The sequence below is a fragment of the Nocardia sp. NPDC004718 genome, assembly GCF_053601535.1.
In genome coordinates this window covers 154973-170560 of sequence record NZ_JBSGCA010000004.1, presented here as the reverse complement: position 1 = coordinate 170560, position 15588 = coordinate 154973, and the positions used below count along the sequence as shown (strand labels likewise).

The window sequence follows — 15588 nt, the reverse complement described above, 5'->3', positions numbered from 1 at the left end:
TCTGCTCCGGCATGCATCACGCGTTCGGCGATTGTCGTGCTATCGAACTTGGAATACTTTATAGCGCAGCAAATTTCGATACCTGCCGGTGCTGCGATCGCGGAGTCGTGAGGCACGGTAACCGCCGACTCCAAGAAAGGGGAGGAGGGTTGGTGTGCGACGGTCTGGTGGAGCTCGGGCATCGTCGGTGGCGCTATCCGTCGCTGGGACCAGCCTATGGGGATTGTTCAGTGCCGGGCTCGCGTTGCTGGGTTCCGACCGCGCTGGACCGCTGGTCGCGATAGGCGCGGCGATTCCTCTGCTGAGCGTCGCAGCGGTCACCGGTCGGCGTCCGGCCCTGGAGCTGTATTCGCACGGGAAGATCTATTTCCGACTGGGCTTGCTCGAGGCCATCAATATTTCGCTGTACGTCGCGGCCTTGGCCACCGGCCCCGTACCGGTGGTCGTCGCTTTGCACCTGGCATCTCCTATCATGTTGCTGGTTCTGGCCATGTGTACCGGCAAGCGGGCGGTGAACGTACGGATCCTGGTCGAGTTGCTCCTGCTGGTAGCCGCCATCGTTCTGGTCTCCGCTCGACCCGCGGCGGAGATCGACACTGGTAGCGCGTTGATCGGTTGTGGCCTGGCACTCGGTAGCGCGGCTGCGGTGACCGCGTTGATCGTCCTGGTAGCTCGAGAGTCTCCCAATCGCGACCCAACGGTCTCGGCGGGACTGCAGTTGGCCGTTGCCGGAGTGCTCACCGCGCCCTTGCTGACGATGACCGCATGGGATTGGGAGCGAACGTTCGCCGAGTTGGCGCTCGGCGCAGCCCTGCTGGGTCCGGGGTTCGCGTTGTACTGGCGTGCAATGCGACGCCTCAGCCCGCAGATCGCCGGTGCGCTCGGCGTGAACGAGGCGCTCGTGGCCTCGATCGTTGTCGCGGCGGTGGACAGATCACAGCTGTCGCTGCCGACGGTAGCCGGTGGAGTTCTCGTCGCCGCAGCGGTTCTGCTGGATGCCGGAGAACGGATATATTGACGGACACCGTCCCGGCTGGCGAGACGTATTACCGGTCAGGACAGCGTTTTTCACCGTTCGTAAGGGGGCGCTGTGTCATATGTCGACGACCGCATCGGACTGGCTGCCGAATGGTTCGGCAGAAACCTGGTTCGGCACGACGACGGTTATGCAGGTTGGGGGTGGTCGACCGACGTGCCGCCCAATCCGCAGGACACCGCCGAGGTTGTGTGCGCGCTGTCCAGAGTGAACCGGCCCGTGCCAGATTCAGCGGCGGTGCTGGCGCTGGTGCGGCGCGACGTGGTTCCGCACAGCACGCGCGGGGAGTGGGAGTTCCATGCTCCGGTGGATGCGGCCTGGCGGCTGCGTGCTCTGCGATGCTTCGGTATCGCTCTCGCGGACGCCGATCTGGTGGCCTGCCGCGACGCGTTGCTCACTGCACAGGACCCGGATACGGGTGGTTGGTCGCTGGCCGACGGTATCTCTGCGGTCTCGGTGACAGCCACGACGGCGGCGATACGGGCACTGCTGGAGTTGTCCGCCTCCGACGACGAGGCCGCGCGTGCCGCACTGCGCGGCACCACCTTTCTGATCTCCGCGGTGCTCGCCGGAGACCCGCGGGTCGAGCCCAACTACGCGGCCGCGCAGATCGCGAGCCTGCTGGCGGTACCGGAGATCGCGGTGCTCGGCGGCACCCGCGTGCGCCGAGCCCACGAGTTGGCGACCGAACGGGTACTCGGCGGGCTGGACCTCGATCTCGGCAAGCTCGAGGAGGAGCAGATACGTCGCGGCAACGTGGCGCAAACCTGGCATCACGCCACCTTGCAGCTGTCGGTGGCGGCGCTGGCGACCTCGGGTGACCGTTGGATGTTCCACCCCACTTTCCGCAGTGCCTTCATCGAGTTGCTCGACTACCAACAGTTGTCACCGATCCATCGAGATCGCGGTGGATTCCGCACGTCACGCGAAGGTTTCATCACCTCCTATGCGAGCGCACAGGCGGTGCACGCACTTGCTCAGGTACGGTCCCAGGTCGGCGAATGGGTCAACCCGGCAACGGTCTTCGATTTGTTGTGCCGACGCGAAGGCGTCCATCACACCGACCCGCAGGAGGTCGTTCCGGTCGGCCGTGCGCCGATGGTCATGAACAGTCCGGCGGGAGCGGCGTTCCTGGCGATGGGCGCGGCGTCCGGATCTACGATCGTCAGCCTGGCTCTGATCTTCGCTGACAGGCTGGGGGACGTCGCCAGCCGGGCGCTGGTCTCTTGGGGAACGCTTTTCGTCTTCCTCGGAATCTATGGTTTCGCGGCCACCCGGTTGAACTCGATCCCCAAAGCGAAAGTGGGTGCGGTGGTATTCGCCGCGTTTACCGCGATCGTGTTTCCCGTCGTCGCTTTTCTGCTCGCATAGCCTTTCCGGCTTCAGCTACTACCAGAACGGCCCCGGAGAACAAGCGGTCCCGGGGCCAGTGCCGGGCTGAGTGATCAGCCTGCGGCGGTGTCCGGGATGCGGACGGGGACGGCGGCGGGGTGGCTGCCGCTGGGGACGCCCTTCTTCAGGCTGTGGGCGTAGACGTCGACGTACTCCTGGCCGGTGAGTCGCATGAGCTCGTACATGACCTCGTCGGTGACGGCGCGCTCGACGAAGCGGTTGCCGCCCATGCCGTCGTAGCGGGAGAAGTCGATGGGCTCGCCGAACTTGACTTTCACCTTCCTGCGGCGCCAGCGGAACGGTCCGGGCGGGCTCACCTCGTCGGTGCCGATGACGGCGACCGGGATGACGGGGACACCGGTCTCCAGCGCAAGGCGGGCCAAGCCGGTCTTGCCCTTGTACAGGCGGCCGTCGGGGGAGCGGGTGCCCTCGGGGTAGAGGCCGACCAGACGTCCCTGGTCGAGCAGCTTGCGGGCGGCGTTGAGCGCGTCCTCGGCGGCGTCGGCGCCGCTGCGATCGATCGGGTACTGGCCCGAGGCGCTGAAGAAGAACTTCTGGAACCGGCCCTTGATGCCCGGGGTGTTGAAGTACTCGGCCTTCGCGAGGTAGTTGATCCGCCGCGGGCTGAGCAACGGAGCGAACAGCCAGTCGGCGAAGGAGAGATGGTTACCCGCCATGATGGCCGGCCCGTCCGCCGGAATGTTCTCCACGCCTTCGACCGTAGGCCGGTTGTAGAGATGAATGAACGGTCCCAGCAGCACGAACTTCAGCAGCCAGTAGAACATGACGTCCTTCCCCCGGGACCGGGATAGTTGCGGGCACCTGCTTCAATTGCCGACTTTACCGCCGGTGCAAGATCACATCCAACCGCAGCGGCGAATCTCACCACACTTCGGCCCCGACGCCGAGCGATGGCGACAGTCGGCGTGTCGCGGCAGGCCACGAGGGTCGTGACCGGAGCGTCACCGGCTGGTCCGTGCCACGCGCGCGGACTTGTGCGCGCCCAAGGGCAGTGCCGCCCTCGCGAGGTCGGCCGCGCCGATCATGCCCGCGGCCTCACCCAGTTGGGTGGTTCGTATGCGGGCCAGCGGCCGGTGTCCCGCGCCCGTGATCGCGCGCGCGTACTCTTCGCGCGCCTCGTCCAGGAACAACGGCGCCGAACTGCTCACGCCGCCCGCGATGACTACCAGGTCCGGATCGAAGATGTCGCTGACGAACGCCAGCCCGAGCCCGAGCCAGCGCGCGAAGTCGGCCATTACCCGCACGGCGAGCGGGTCGCCGTCCTGCGCGGCGCCCGCGACCCGTCGTCCGGTCAGCGAGCCGGGATCGCGGGCCACATCCCTGGCCAGCACGGAGCGCAGGGTATCGCTGGCCAGCATCTCGATCGCGGTCTCTGCCAAAGCGGTTCCGCTGCAGTAGCGCTCCCAGCACCCGTGCTTGCCGCACGGACAGGGCCGCCCCTGCGGAACGACTTGCAGATGACCCAGTTCAGGTGCGACGCCGTGCGTGCCCCGATACAGCTGGCCGTCGATCAGCAGGGCGGCGCCGATGCCGGTGCCGATCGCGATCAGCACCACGTTGTGCCCGCCCGTGGCGGCGCCGAACCGATACTCGGCCCACATCGCCGCGTTGGCGTCGTGTTCCAGGATCACCGGCAGTTCCAGCCGTTCGGTGAGACGCTGGGCGACCGGGGCGTCCTGCCAGGGCAGATGCGGGGCGAACCGGACGGTGGAGCGATCGCCGTTGATGAACCCGGCGACCGCGAGGCCGACCGCGCCGATGGGATGCCTGCCGGACAGGTCGCGCACGGCCCGGTCCAGCGCGTCCTCCAGCGCTCGCGCGGAATGCGGCGTCGGCGCCTGGACCGTGTCCAGCACCTCGCCGCTGTCATCGATCACCGACGCCCGAATGTTGGTGCCGCCGACGTCTATTCCGACGGTCAGCGGTCGCGTACCGGCCATCTGGTGCGTCATACCTTGATCGTCACGGGGATGTCGACATAACGGGGACCGTCGTCGTCCCCGGGCCGACCATGGCGATGCGGCGCGCCGGTCTCCGGGTCGGCGTCGGTGGGCATGACGGGTTCGACCGGCACTCCGGCCAGCGCCTCGCGCAGCACGGTGACGATCGCGGTGCCGTGATCGGCGACCGCGGCCAGCACGTCGTGGTGCTCCCCGCGCACCAGCGCCGCGGCCGCGCACACCGGGCACCAGCTGCAGCTGGACCACTCGACCTGTCCGTCGGCCGCGCGCCGCAGCACCGGCTCGACCCGCTCCAGTACCGCCTCGGCCAGCAGCTTCAGTTCCTCGGCGAATTCGGCGACACCGTCCGGCGCGGTGTGGCCGCCGACCTGCTCGCCCCTGGGCGAGTGCGGATCACCGGTCATGGTCGCGACTTTCGGACGCGTGCGCCCAGACCCGCGGATCGGGCCGGAAGCGGACCACCAGGTATCCGTCATCGAGTTCGGCGCCGCCGACCGTGCACCGCCGCAATACCGGCGCCAGGCGCACCCGGCGCCGGACACCGTCCGCTCCCACGATCAAATCGTCCTCCACTCGGCCAAGGCGCAATGTGGCGGCGTCGACCACCGGCAGGTGCATGCGCAGCGCGTACACCGACTGCAATCCGGTGCCGGATTCCAGGAGAACCAGCGGTTCGCCGGAACTCGCGTCGACCTCCGTCTGATTGTCGCTCAGCATAAGCGCAGCGTCCCCGGTGTCGCCCGCCGAGTCCATCGCGTACGACAGCGCGGCCAGCGAGTTCAGCCCGATCGGCTCGGGACCGGTGTGCCGCGCGATCAGCACCGGTATACCCGGCATCGTGCTCCGCAACTCGGCGATCACGTCGGATTGCTCGCCGCGCCGGTTCGAATACCACTGCACCGCCGGATGTTCGGCTCCGTCGGGCGTCGCGAGATCGGGCAGCACCTTGTTCACCACGACGGCGTCCAGCCGCAGGCCCAGCAGCGCCGCGGCGGAGCGCACCCGCTGCGACTCGGCCACCGCGACGCGCTCGGCGAGGGTGACCAGCCGGGCCCGCGTGCGCCGGTGGTCGGCGAGCAGATCGCGAACTTCCGTGACCGCCCGTACGATTCGTTCCACCGTGGCCGCGAGCACGGCGCGCCGCAGATCGGTGCCGACGGCGCTCATCGCCCGTGCGTGCGGCGGCCATATCCGTTCCACGTAACCCAGCAGCGTGCCCGGCGCGGTGACGATGCGCAGCATGTCCGCCGAGGGCGGGCAGTCGACGACGATCAGATCCCAGTCGTCCTCGGCGGCGAACTGGGCGATCTCCACCAGCATCAGCAGTTCCTGCACGCCGGGCAATCCGGTCAGTTCCGCCGGGTCCAGCGCGGCCAGGTCGAAACCGTGCTCGTGCCCGCGGCCGGCCGAGATCACACGCACCACGTCGCGGAACCGGTCCTCGAGCAGCGCGAGCGAATCGATCTCGATCACGTCCAGTCCGGGCAGCACGGTGGCGACGCCGGTGACGGTGCCAGGATCGTGCGGGAACCGGAAGCCGAGCGCGTCGCCGAGCGAATGCGCCTGATCCAGCGAGGCGATCAGCACGCGACGGCCCGACCTGGCCTCGGCCATGGCGGTGGCGCACGCGAGCGTGGTCTTGCCCACCCCACCCTTGCCGATGAACAGCTCGACCCCGGTCTTGTGCGCGGTCAGCCTTCGACCCGTTTCTTCAGTTCCTTCAGCGCGGTATCGGTGATCACTTTCTCGGCCTTGCGCTTGAACATGCCGATCATCGGGATGTTCAGATCGACGGTGAGCGTGTAGACGACCTCGGTGCCGCCGGGCCGATCGATCAGCTCGTAGGTGCCGTTCTGCGCCTTCTGCAACTCGCCGCTGAGTAGCCGCCAGCTGACCGCCTTACGGTCGGCGCGCCACTCGTAGGACAGGACGTAGGTGTCCTTGACCACCCCGGCGTCCAACACGAACCGCGCGGTTTTGGCCAAACCGTCCGGCCCGACCTCCAGCACCTCCACCGACTTCGCCGCGGATACCCACTCGGGATAGGACCCCAGATCGGCGATGACGGACATCACCTGCTGCGACGGGGCCTCGATGACGATCGATCTCTGGGTCCGGTCGGCCATACGGACAGCGGTTCCTTTCAGCGTCGGTGCTGGTAGATCAAGGCTGGGGCGCGGGAGTGACACCGGCGGGGCGGCCCGCCTCCAGCCGGGACTTCACCTCGAACGACATGTTCTTGCCCGCGACCCGGCGCGCCCGGTTGGCGGCGGCGAGCTTGCCCGCTGGCAGCGCGGGCTCCGGCTCGGCGTGCAGGAAGTAGTGCAGGATCACCCCGTCGAGCGCGGGCTCCAGCCACACCTCCATGGTCCCCGTCAGGCCGCCGGACACCGACCAGCGGATGCCCTTCTCGCCCCGATTTTCACGCACATCCAGGGCCAGGTCGGGCCACCAACGGCGCCAATTGTTCGGTCCCGCCAGCAGCTCGGCCACGGCGGCCCCCGGTGCGGCGACGAAGGTCTGATCTGCGACCTGGATACTGCTCACTCCGCTGAGCGTAGTAGATGCGACGCGGATCACCGCAGCAGCTGGCGCAGGCGCGCGCCCAAGCTGTCCCAGCGCCACTGCTGCTCGACGAACGCGCGCCCCGCCGCGCCCATCCGCGCGGCGGCATCCCGGTCGGACAGAATGTCCACCAGGGCGTCGGCGATCTCCTGCAGAGAACGCCCGTCCACCACGCGACCGGTCTTGCCCTCGATCACCGTCTCCGGCGCGCCGCCGGAGTTACCCGCCACCACCGGGACACCGGACGCCGACGCCTCCAGGTAGACGATGCCGAGCCCCTCCACATCTAGCCCCGCGCCCCTGGTCCGGCACGGCATCGCGAAGACGTCCGCCAGCGTGTGATGCGCGGCCAACTCACCGGACGGGACGCGGCCGGTGAACAACACGTCCTCGGTGACGCCCGCGGCGACCGCCAAGGCGCGCAGCTTGTCCTCGAAGGGGCCGCCACCCGCGATCACCAGGACCGCGCCCGGCACACGCTCGCGGATATCGCGCATCGCCAAGATCAGCGCGTCCTGCCCCTTGCGCGGCACCAGCCGGGACAGGCACAGAATGGTCGGCCGGTCGCCGAGGCCGTATCGTTCGCGCAGCTCGGCCCGCGCGGCCGGATCCGGGCGGAAAACCTCGGAGTCCACGCCGGGCGGCAGATACTCGAGCGCCGCGTTCGAACCGAACGCGGACGCGAACCGGCGGCGGGTATAGCGGCTGACGTAGGTGACCACATCGGTGTGCTCGCCGATGGCACGCAGCGCCTGCCTGGCCCCCGGCAGCATCGACCAGCCGACCTCGTGGCCGTGGGTACTGGCCAGAATCCGCTCGGCGCCCGCGCGACGCAGCGCGGGCGACAGCAGCGCCAGCGGTGCCGCGGCCCCGAACCACACCGTGTCGCACTGCTCGCTGCGCAACAGCCGCGCGGCGCGGCGCAGCACCAGCGGAGTCGGCAGCATCAGCGTGGTGGGATGGCGAATGACCTGGAACTTCTGCCGGGCATCGAACTTCAGATGGCTGTCGCCACGCCAGCGCGGAGCGTAGACCACCAGGTCGTCCGGCGGCAGCTCACCAGCCAACGCCTGCAGATACGACTGGATACCGCCCGGCCGCGGCGGGAAATCATTGGTAACCAGCAAAGTTCGAGCCATGCGCAACAAAATACTGGGTCTGATTTGCAGCGCCTGCGGCGCTGCGTGTTCGCGGCCCCTTTGTGGCTCGCGTGTGCGCGGCCGCCGCTTGCTCCTTCGTCGCGTACGCGGCGGCCGCGCAAACGTGAGCCGGGCCGCGAACGGCGCATGCTCGGTCTCGCTTCGCTCGAAAGACGGGGTTGCGGTGCGCAGGGTGCGTTGGTGTGGAAGCTCGCCGCGCTGTGCACGCGTGTAGTGGCTGGCTGGCGGCTCGGGCTGCTCTTTCGTCGCGTGCGCTGCGGTCGTGGAAACGCGGGCCGCGCCGCGACCGGCGCATGCTCGGTCTCGCTTCGCTCGAAAGACGGGGTTGCGGTGCGCTGGGTGCGTTGGTGTGGAAGCTCGCTGCGCTGTGCACGCGTGTAGTGGCTGGCTGGCGGCTCGGGCTGCTCTTGCGTGCGCTGGGGTGGTGGAAACGCGGGCCGGGCCGCGAACGGCGGATGTCGGGCAGCCCGCTGGCCGGGCTGTGCCTGGGGCATACCGCTCGGCGGTTCGGGCGGCTCAGCGATGAGTCCGTTGCGTTGGCGCGCTCCTTGGCGGCGCGTGCCGAGGTGGATCCGTCGGACGTGGACGGGCGGGCACTCGACGGTTTCGATGACGTCCGGAGTTTCCCGCGCCTCTGGTGAAGGGCCCCGCAGTGTGGGTCGGGCGACATTCGCCCTGGCTATGGCCTGACGTAGGTGCTCGTCGGTGGTGCACTTGTTCCGCCGGATGATGTAGCCGCGGACCATGCTGACGGGTTCCGCCAGGCCCTTCTCGGTGTGGCTCGCTTCTTGCCGGGAGGAGCCTGAGCGTGTTCGGGTTGGCGGCCGTGTCGGCGACGAAATAGATCGCGGATGGGCGCTCTGGTACCGGGCAGGGGCGGCAGTCGCCTCGTGGCGGCGCGGGCGCTGCAAAAACGAGATGCCCGCTTAACTAGACTCGGTTGGCCGCTCGAAACGTGTCGCCTGCGCTCAGGAGTTGTCGATGTCCACCCACCGCCCCCCGTTGGCGGGACTGGCCGCCGCGGCCGGTGCCGATTCCTCGCTACGGACCGTCGCGGAGCTGATCGGCACCTCGTCGGTCGAGCTGGTCGCGCCGTCGGCGGTGCGACCGTTCGTCGCGTCGCGGTTGGCCGCCGAGCGGCCGTTGGTGGTGGTCACGGCCACGGGGCGGGAGGCAGACGACCTGAGTGTCGAACTCGTGGAGATGCTCGGTCCCGTGGTCGCGCAGTTCCCGTCCTGGGAGACGCTGCCGCACGAGCGGCTCTCGCCGGGCGCCGACACGGTGGGGCGCAGGCTGGAGGTGCTGCGCCGGATCGCCCACCCCGACGACCCGCATTTCCCCGCGCCGCTGCGCGTGGTGGTGACCACGGTGCGGTCGCTGATGCAGCCGATGGCGGGCGGGCTCGGCGAGATCGAGCCGATCGTGCTGCGCGTCGGCGCCGAGCTGGACTTCGACGAATTGCTCACGCGTCTGGTGGAATTCGCTTACACCCGGGTCGACATGGTGGGCAAGCGCGGCGAGTTCGCGGTGCGCGGCGGCATCCTGGACGTCTTCCCGCCCACCGCCGACCATCCGGTGCGCGTGGAATTCTGGGGTGACGAGGTCACCGAACTGCGGCCGTTCTCCGTCGCCGACCAGCGCTCGCTGCCGGACGTCGCGGTGGACGTCGTGGTCGCGCCGCCGTGCCGGGAACTGCTGCTCACCCCCGAGGTGCGCGAGCGGGCGGCCGAGGTCGCCGCCGCCAACGCGGCCGACGCGGCGCTGGTGGAGATGCTGGAGAAACTCGCGCAGGGCATCCCGGTCGAGGGCATGGAAGCGCTGTTGCCGGTGCTGCAACCGGGGGAGTTGTGCCTGCTCACCGAGGTGCTGCCGGAGGGAACCCACGTACTGCTGTGCGATCCGGAGAAGATCCGCACCCGCGCGGCCGACCTGGTGCGCACCGGCGAGGAATTCCTGGAGGCATCCTGGACCGCGGCCTCGTTCGGCGGCGCCGCGCCGCTCGGCGGACACGGACTCGACCTGGCCGCCTCCGCCTACCGCCCGCTGCCCGAGATCCAGGCCAGCGCTGACCGGCAGGGCCTGCCATGGTGGACGCTGAGCCCGCTCGCCTCCGGGGATTCCTCCGAGGTCGTGCTGCCCGTGCTGCCCGGCCCGGCCGCGCGCGGGTCCGACGAACTGGTGGCGACGATGTTCGCCTCGTTGCGCGCCCACGTGCTCACCGGCGGCAGGGCCGTGGTGGTCGTCGCTGGTCACGGCACCGCGCAGCGCATCCTGGAACGGCTGGCGGACGCGGAGGTCCCCGCCGCGGCGCTGGAGGCGGGCGCGGAGCCGAACGAGGGCGTGGTGGGCGTGCTGTGCGGCTCGCTGCACGACGGCTTGGTCTTCGAGGGCGCCGGTCTGGTGGTCGTCGCCGAATCCGACCTCACCGGCAACCGGGTCACCGCACCGACCGAGGGCAAGCGGATGCCCGCCAAACGGCGCAACCAGGTCGACCCGCTCGCGTTGAGCGCGGGCGACATGGTGGTGCACGACCAGCACGGCATCGGCAAGTTCGTCGAGATGATCGAGCGCACCGTCGGCGGCGCGCGCCGCGAGTATCTGGTGATCGAGTACGCGCCGAGCAAACGCGGCCAGCCCGGTGACCGGCTGTTCGTGCCGATGGAGTCGCTCGACCAGCTCTCCCGCTACGTCGGCGGCGAGATGCCCAGCCTGTCCAAGCTCGGCGGCTCGGACTGGGCCAACACCAAACGCAAGGCGCGCAAAGCGGTTCGCGAGATCGCCGGCGAGCTGGTGCAGCTGTACGCCGCCCGCCAGGCGGCGCCCGGTCACGCGTTCGGACCGGACACGCCGTGGCAGAAGGAGATGGAGGACGCGTTCGCGTTCACCGAGACCGTCGACCAGATGACCGCCATCGCCGAGGTGAAATCGGACATGGAGAAGGCCGTCCCGATGGACCGCGTGGTCTGCGGCGACGTCGGCTACGGCAAGACCGAGATCGCGGTGCGCGCGGCGTTCAAGGCGGTGCAGGACGGCAAACAGGTCGTCGTGCTGGTGCCGACCACGCTGCTCGCGCAGCAGCATCTGCAGACCTTCACCGAGCGCGTCGCGGGTTTCCCGATCACGGTGAAAGGCCTGTCCCGCTTCACCGATCCGGCCGAGGCCCGCACGGTGCTGGAGGGAATGGCCGACGGCGGCGTCGACATCGTGGTGGGCACACACCGGCTGTTGCAGACCGGCGTGCGCTGGAAGGACCTCGGCCTCGTGGTGGTCGATGAGGAACAGCGATTCGGCGTCGAGCACAAAGAGCACATCAAGGCGCTGCGCACGCACGTCGACGTGCTCACCATGTCGGCCACCCCGATTCCGCGCACCCTGGAGATGAGCCTGGCGGGAATCCGTGAGATGTCGACCATCCTCACCCCGCCGGAGGAGCGCCACCCGGTGCTCACCTACGTGGGCGCCTACAACGACAAGCAGGTCACCGCCGCGATCCGGCGCGAGTTGCTGCGCGACGGCCAGGTGTTCTACGTGCACAACCGCGTGTCGTCGATCGACAAGGCGGCCAAGCGGATTCGCGATCTGGTGCCCGAAGCGCGGGTGGCGGTCGCGCACGGCCAGATGAACGAGGACGCGCTGGAGTCCACCGTACAGGGCTTCTGGCAGCGCGAATACGACGTGCTGGTGTGCACCACGATCATCGAGACCGGTCTGGACATCTCGAACGCCAACACCCTGATCGTGGAACGCGCCGACGCACTGGGCCTTTCGCAGTTGCATCAGTTGCGCGGCCGGGTCGGGCGCAGCCGGGAACGCGGCTATGCCTACTTCCTCTACCAGCCGGAGAAGCCGCTCACCGAGACGGCCTACGACCGACTGGCCACCATCTCGCAGAACTCCGATCTCGGCGCGGGCATGGCGGTCGCGATGAAGGACCTGGAGATCCGCGGCGCGGGCAACGTGCTCGGCGCCGAACAGTCCGGCCATGTCGCAGGCGTCGGCTTCGATCTCTACGTGCGGCTGGTCGGGGAGGCCGTCGAGGCGTATCGCGCCGCCGCGGACGGCAAGCCGATCACCACCGAGGAGGTCAAGGAGGTGCGCATCGACCTGCCCGTCGACGCGCACATCCCGCCGGATTACATCGCCAGTGACCGGCTGCGCCTGGAGGCATACCGCAAACTCGCTGCTGCACAGGAAGATTCGGTGCTCGCGCAGGTCGTGGAAGAACTCGTCGACCGGTACGGCCCGTTGCCGGTGGAGGTCGGGCGTCTGGTGTCGGTGGCCAAGCTGCGCCTGCTCGCCCGCGAGTACGAGGTCACCGAGATCGCGGTCACCGGGACGACCTTGAAGATCTCGCCGCTGCACCTGCCCGATTCCAAGCAGATGCGCCTCAAGCGGCTCTACCCGAGCGCGGGGTACCGCGCCGCGTCCGGGGTGGTGCAGATTCCGCTGCCGCGCGTGCAGGACAGTGTCGGGGCCGAGCGCGTCCGCGATGTCGTGCTGCTGCAGTTCGTCGCCGATCTGTTGCTGGCGTTGGACGGGAAGGCGCAGGGAGCGGTCGACCTCACCGTCGCCGCCGAGATGGCGTCGCGATGAGCTCGACACGCGACGAGTCCGTTCTGCGGGCCGCCCGCCATCGCGCGGTTCACGGCGTGGAGCGCGACGGTGCGGCGACACCGCGCACGGACACCGCGGTGGTCGCGGCGGGGCTGGCCGGTGCGGTCGAGGTCATGGACCGCCTCTGGCATTTCGGTGGGTGGGAGGTCACCCAGACCCACGACTCGCTGCGCCCTTATCTGCTCGAGGAGACCTACGAACTGCTCGACGCCATCCAGCACGACGATACCGAGACGATCAAGGAAGAACTCGGCGACCTGCTGCTGCAAGTGCTCTTCCACTCCCGGATCGCCGAAGCCGCAGGCGAATTCACCGTCGACGACGTCGCCGCCGCGCTGGTGGCCAAGCTGGTCAACCGCAGCCCGCACCTGGTGAATTCCGCGATCGATCCCGACGCCTCGGTGGCCGAGAAGATCGCCGCCCAGGAACGCGCCTGGGAAGAACGCAAATCCGCCGAGAAGTCCCGCCGCTCCTGCCTGGATGGCATAGCCATGGCCCAGCCCGCGTTGGCCCTCGCCGAGAAGATCGTCTCCCGCAGCACCAAAGCGGGCCTGCCACCCGCGCTCGTTCCGGAAGCCCTGCGCGTCGTGCACCTCGGTGGCCCGGAAAGCGCCGAAGAACGCCTCCGCAAAGCGACGCTCACCTTCGCCGCCGACATCCGCGCGGCGGAGGATGTGGCGGAGAAAGAACGCGGTGAACGTCTTCCGCTCACCGCCGAGGATTGGCACGCCTTCTGGCCGGAGGGAACCGGGTAGGGATCCCGCCCCGAACGTGGTGCTATCCGCGCGGCCGTCCGATTCAGGGGACACTGAAAGAATGCGGTATCCCGAACTGGTGAACGCACGACCGCAATGGCAGTCGACCGGGAACGGCCGATTCCCCGTCGCCGCCCACATCGACGGCCAGTGGTGGGTCTTGCGCATCAACGGCTTCCCCGACCACCCGCTGTGGACACTGTTCGTCGACGGCGCACCGCGCCTGGACATCGATGACACCCCGCCAACGTGGGGCCGCCCCAGCGACCGGTCCGCACCGCCCCTCGACGCCCACACCGCCGAACGAATCCTGACACCCATCCAGCACTTCATCGCCTACGGCAGCGAAGTAGGCGACCCCTGCGACGACCCGGTCTGTTGCGGGTGATTCCGCGTGCCGTGTCATTCCGCTCGGCCGACAGCCTGAGCTGAAATCGTCGGACATCTCGGTGGAGGCGACCGCGCGCTCGGGTGCACCGGAGGTAGCCTGTCTCGGAGGGAGGGGCCAATGCTGATCGATTTCGTTCCTGACGGGAATCTGTACCCCTTCGAGTCGCGCTGGTTCGACTCGTCGGTGGGCCGGGTTCACTACATCGACGAGGGAGCCGGGCCGCCGCTCCTGTTCTGTCATGGCGCTCCGGCTTGGAGCTTTCTTTACCGCCACATCGTGAAGGACCTGCGCGACCGGTACCGGTGTATCGCCATCGACCATCTGGGTTTCGGATTGTCCGAACGTCCCGAGGGCTTCGGCTACACGATCGCCGAGCACACCGCGGTCCTCGGCGAACTGATCGATCACCTGCGGCTCGACGGCTTCGTTCTGATGGGACAGGACTGGGGCGGCCCCATCGGTCTGGGCGCGAGCGCCGCGCGCGCTGATCGGGTGCGGGGGATCGTGCTGGGCAATACCTCGTTCTGGCCGACCGAAGCGATGGCGAATCGGGCGTTCAGCGTGATCATGGGCAGCCGTCCGATGCAGCGGCGGATTCTCGAACAAAATTTCCTCGTCGAGCGCGTCCTGCTCGCAGAACTGGGGCGCAAGCTGACCGCGGCCGAGGCCGACCACTATCGCGCGGTGCAGCCCACCGCGGAAGCCCGACGCGGACTCGCCGCGACGCCCAAGGAAATTCGTGCCGCACGCCCGCTGCTGGACCGACTCGCCCGAGATGTGCCCGTCCTGCTCGGCGACAAGCCGGCCCTGTTGGTGTGGGGAATGCGGGACATGGTGTTCCGTCCGAACGCCTGTATCCCGCGAATGCGAGCCGCCTTCACCGATCTCGACGTAGTCGAGCTGCCGCACGCGCGGCATTTCATTCAAGAACACGCACCGGAAGCGATCGCCGCGGCGATCGCGAAGCGGTTCCCGTGAGTTCGACCGGAGCCGAAACGTGCCGCGCGGGTCCTCCGGCTCTCGATGCCGATGGAGCACGATGCCGAAAGACCGGCGCGGCGAACTCGAATCGAACCGTCAGACGTTGACCCCGTAGTCCCGGGCGATGCCCGCGAGCCCGGAGGCGTAGCCCTGGCCGATGGCGCGGAACTTCCACTCGTTGTTGTGGCGGTAGAGCTCGCCGAAGATCATGGCCGTTTCGGTGGAGGCGTCTTCGGTGAGGTCGTAGCGGGCCAGTTCGACGCCGGTGGCGGCGTCGACGACGCGGATGAAGGCGTTGCGGATCTGGCCGAACGACTGGCCGCGGGCGTCGGCGTCGTGGATGGACACCGGGAAGAAGATGTTGGTGATGTTCGGCGGCGTGGCGGTGAGGTCGATGTTGATCACCTCGTCGTCGCCCTCGCCCGCGCCGGTGAGGTTGTCGCCGGTGTGCTCGATGGATCCATCGGGCGAGCGCAGGTTGTTGTAGAAGACGAAATGCTGATCGGACAGCACTTTCAGATTGGGTCCGCAGGCGAGCGCGCTGGCGTCGAGGTCGTAGTCGGCGCCGGTGGTGGTGCGCACGTCCCAGCCGAGCCCCACCGACACCTTGGTGAGATTCGCGGCCTGCTTCGACAGCGAGACATTGCCGCCTTTGGCCAGAGTGACGCTCATGATCCCCTTCCGCGCGGCACGGCCGGTGCCGCCTCTTTCT

At 68.7% G+C, this 15588-nt stretch carries 15 protein-coding genes; 7 read left to right on the top strand and 8 right to left on the bottom strand.

Translation table 11 applies throughout. The features are described 5' to 3' along the window. The first annotated feature begins 223 nt into the window (after positions 1-223). Positions 224-1018 (top strand): EamA family transporter, encoded by a 795-nt coding sequence (locus tag ACWEH3_RS05430; protein WP_450025650.1) that lies wholly within the window; start codon positions 224-226, stop codon positions 1016-1018. A gap of 237 nt (positions 1019-1255) precedes the next feature. Beyond that, positions 1256-2407 (top strand): hypothetical protein, encoded by a 1152-nt coding sequence (locus ACWEH3_RS05425; protein ID WP_452358268.1) that lies wholly within the window; start codon positions 1256-1258, stop codon positions 2405-2407. A 74-nt stretch (positions 2408-2481) separates the two neighbouring features. Here the strand turns inward: ACWEH3_RS05425 and ACWEH3_RS05420 are convergent, their stop codons facing one another. The 7 genes from ACWEH3_RS05420 to ACWEH3_RS05390 all read right to left on the bottom strand — a co-directional run bounded on the left by ACWEH3_RS05420 (position 2482) and on the right by ACWEH3_RS05390 (position 8114). Beyond that, complete coding sequence (locus tag ACWEH3_RS05420) at positions 2482-3213, bottom strand: lysophospholipid acyltransferase family protein (protein ID WP_450025654.1); 732 nt, start codon at positions 3211-3213, stop codon at positions 2482-2484. Between the two features lie 177 nt (positions 3214-3390). Next, positions 3391-4401, bottom strand: a complete 1011-nt coding sequence (locus ACWEH3_RS05415) for an ROK family protein (RefSeq protein ID WP_450025656.1) — start codon at positions 4399-4401, stop codon at positions 3391-3393. After that, positions 4398-4814 carry a hypothetical protein gene (locus tag ACWEH3_RS05410; RefSeq protein WP_450025658.1) on the bottom strand — a complete coding sequence of 139 codons (417 nt, stop codon included), beginning with the start codon at positions 4812-4814 and terminating at the stop codon, positions 4398-4400. The genes ACWEH3_RS05415 and ACWEH3_RS05410 overlap by 4 nt, the downstream gene beginning before the upstream one ends. After that, positions 4804-6072 (bottom strand): ArsA family ATPase, encoded by a 1269-nt coding sequence (locus ACWEH3_RS05405; RefSeq protein ID WP_452358270.1) that lies wholly within the window; start codon positions 6070-6072, stop codon positions 4804-4806. The genes ACWEH3_RS05410 and ACWEH3_RS05405 overlap by 11 nt, the downstream gene beginning before the upstream one ends. A gap of 29 nt (positions 6073-6101) precedes the next feature. After that, on the bottom strand, positions 6102-6536 hold the full coding sequence (locus ACWEH3_RS05400) for an SRPBCC family protein (protein ID WP_450025660.1): 435 nt from the start codon (positions 6534-6536) through the stop codon (positions 6102-6104). Between the two features lie 37 nt (positions 6537-6573). Next, on the bottom strand, positions 6574-6957 hold the full coding sequence (locus tag ACWEH3_RS05395; RefSeq protein ID WP_450025662.1) for a polyketide cyclase / dehydrase and lipid transport: 384 nt from the start codon (positions 6955-6957) through the stop codon (positions 6574-6576). Between the two features lie 29 nt (positions 6958-6986). Beyond that, positions 6987-8114, bottom strand: a complete 1128-nt coding sequence (locus ACWEH3_RS05390) for a glycosyltransferase family 4 protein (RefSeq protein WP_450025664.1) — start codon at positions 8112-8114, stop codon at positions 6987-6989. A gap of 368 nt (positions 8115-8482) precedes the next feature. Between ACWEH3_RS05390 and ACWEH3_RS05385 the strand changes: the two genes are divergently transcribed. The 5 genes from ACWEH3_RS05385 (at position 8483) to ACWEH3_RS05365 (ending at position 14873) form a co-directional block, all read left to right on the top strand. Beyond that, a complete protein-coding gene (locus ACWEH3_RS05385; RefSeq protein WP_450020655.1) occupies positions 8483-8776 on the top strand; it encodes a hypothetical protein in 294 nt (97 codons plus the stop codon). Between the two features lie 340 nt (positions 8777-9116). After that, a complete protein-coding gene (mfd, locus tag ACWEH3_RS05380) occupies positions 9117-12728 on the top strand; it encodes a transcription-repair coupling factor (protein ID WP_450020657.1) in 3612 nt (1203 codons plus the stop codon). A gap of 134 nt (positions 12729-12862) precedes the next feature. Further along, positions 12863-13504 (top strand): MazG family protein, encoded by a 642-nt coding sequence (locus ACWEH3_RS05375; RefSeq protein ID WP_450020750.1) that lies wholly within the window; start codon positions 12863-12865, stop codon positions 13502-13504. 61 nt (positions 13505-13565) lie between these two features. Then, the gene (locus tag ACWEH3_RS05370; protein WP_450020659.1) at positions 13566-13892 is read left to right on the top strand and encodes a hypothetical protein; all 327 of its coding nucleotides are present in this window, start codon (positions 13566-13568) and stop codon (positions 13890-13892) included. Positions 13893-14012: 120 nt separating this feature from the next. Then, entirely contained in the window at positions 14013-14873 is an 861-nt protein-coding gene (locus ACWEH3_RS05365; RefSeq protein WP_450020661.1) for a haloalkane dehalogenase, read from the top strand. A gap of 99 nt (positions 14874-14972) precedes the next feature. On the opposite strand, the gene ACWEH3_RS05360 is transcribed toward ACWEH3_RS05365, so the two are convergent. Further along, positions 14973-15548, bottom strand: coding sequence for a TerD family protein (locus ACWEH3_RS05360; RefSeq protein WP_355074495.1), 576 nt, complete (start codon positions 15546-15548; stop codon positions 14973-14975). Positions 15549-15588 lie beyond the last annotated feature (40 nt).

Coding starts and splice junctions, on each gene's coding strand:
- ACWEH3_RS05420 (WP_450025654.1), bottom strand. CDS start 3,213: ATGTTCTACTGGCTGCTGAAGTTCGTGCTGCTGGGACCGTTCATTCAT.
- ACWEH3_RS05415 (WP_450025656.1), bottom strand. CDS start 4,401: ATGACGCACCAGATGGCCGGTACGCGACCGCTGACCGTCGGAATAGAC.
- ACWEH3_RS05410 (WP_450025658.1), bottom strand. CDS start 4,814: ATGACCGGTGATCCGCACTCGCCCAGGGGCGAGCAGGTCGGCGGCCAC.
- ACWEH3_RS05400 (WP_450025660.1), bottom strand. CDS start 6,536: ATGGCCGACCGGACCCAGAGATCGATCGTCATCGAGGCCCCGTCGCAG.
- ACWEH3_RS05390 (WP_450025664.1), bottom strand. CDS start 8,114: ATGGCTCGAACTTTGCTGGTTACCAATGATTTCCCGCCGCGGCCGGGC.
- mfd (WP_450020657.1), top strand. CDS start 9,117: ATGTCCACCCACCGCCCCCCGTTGGCGGGACTGGCCGCCGCGGCCGGT.
- ACWEH3_RS05375 (WP_450020750.1), top strand. CDS start 12,863: ATGGACCGCCTCTGGCATTTCGGTGGGTGGGAGGTCACCCAGACCCAC.
- ACWEH3_RS05370 (WP_450020659.1), top strand. CDS start 13,566: ATGCGGTATCCCGAACTGGTGAACGCACGACCGCAATGGCAGTCGACC.
- ACWEH3_RS05365 (WP_450020661.1), top strand. CDS start 14,013: ATGCTGATCGATTTCGTTCCTGACGGGAATCTGTACCCCTTCGAGTCG.
- ACWEH3_RS05360 (WP_355074495.1), bottom strand. CDS start 15,548: ATGAGCGTCACTCTGGCCAAAGGCGGCAATGTCTCGCTGTCGAAGCAG.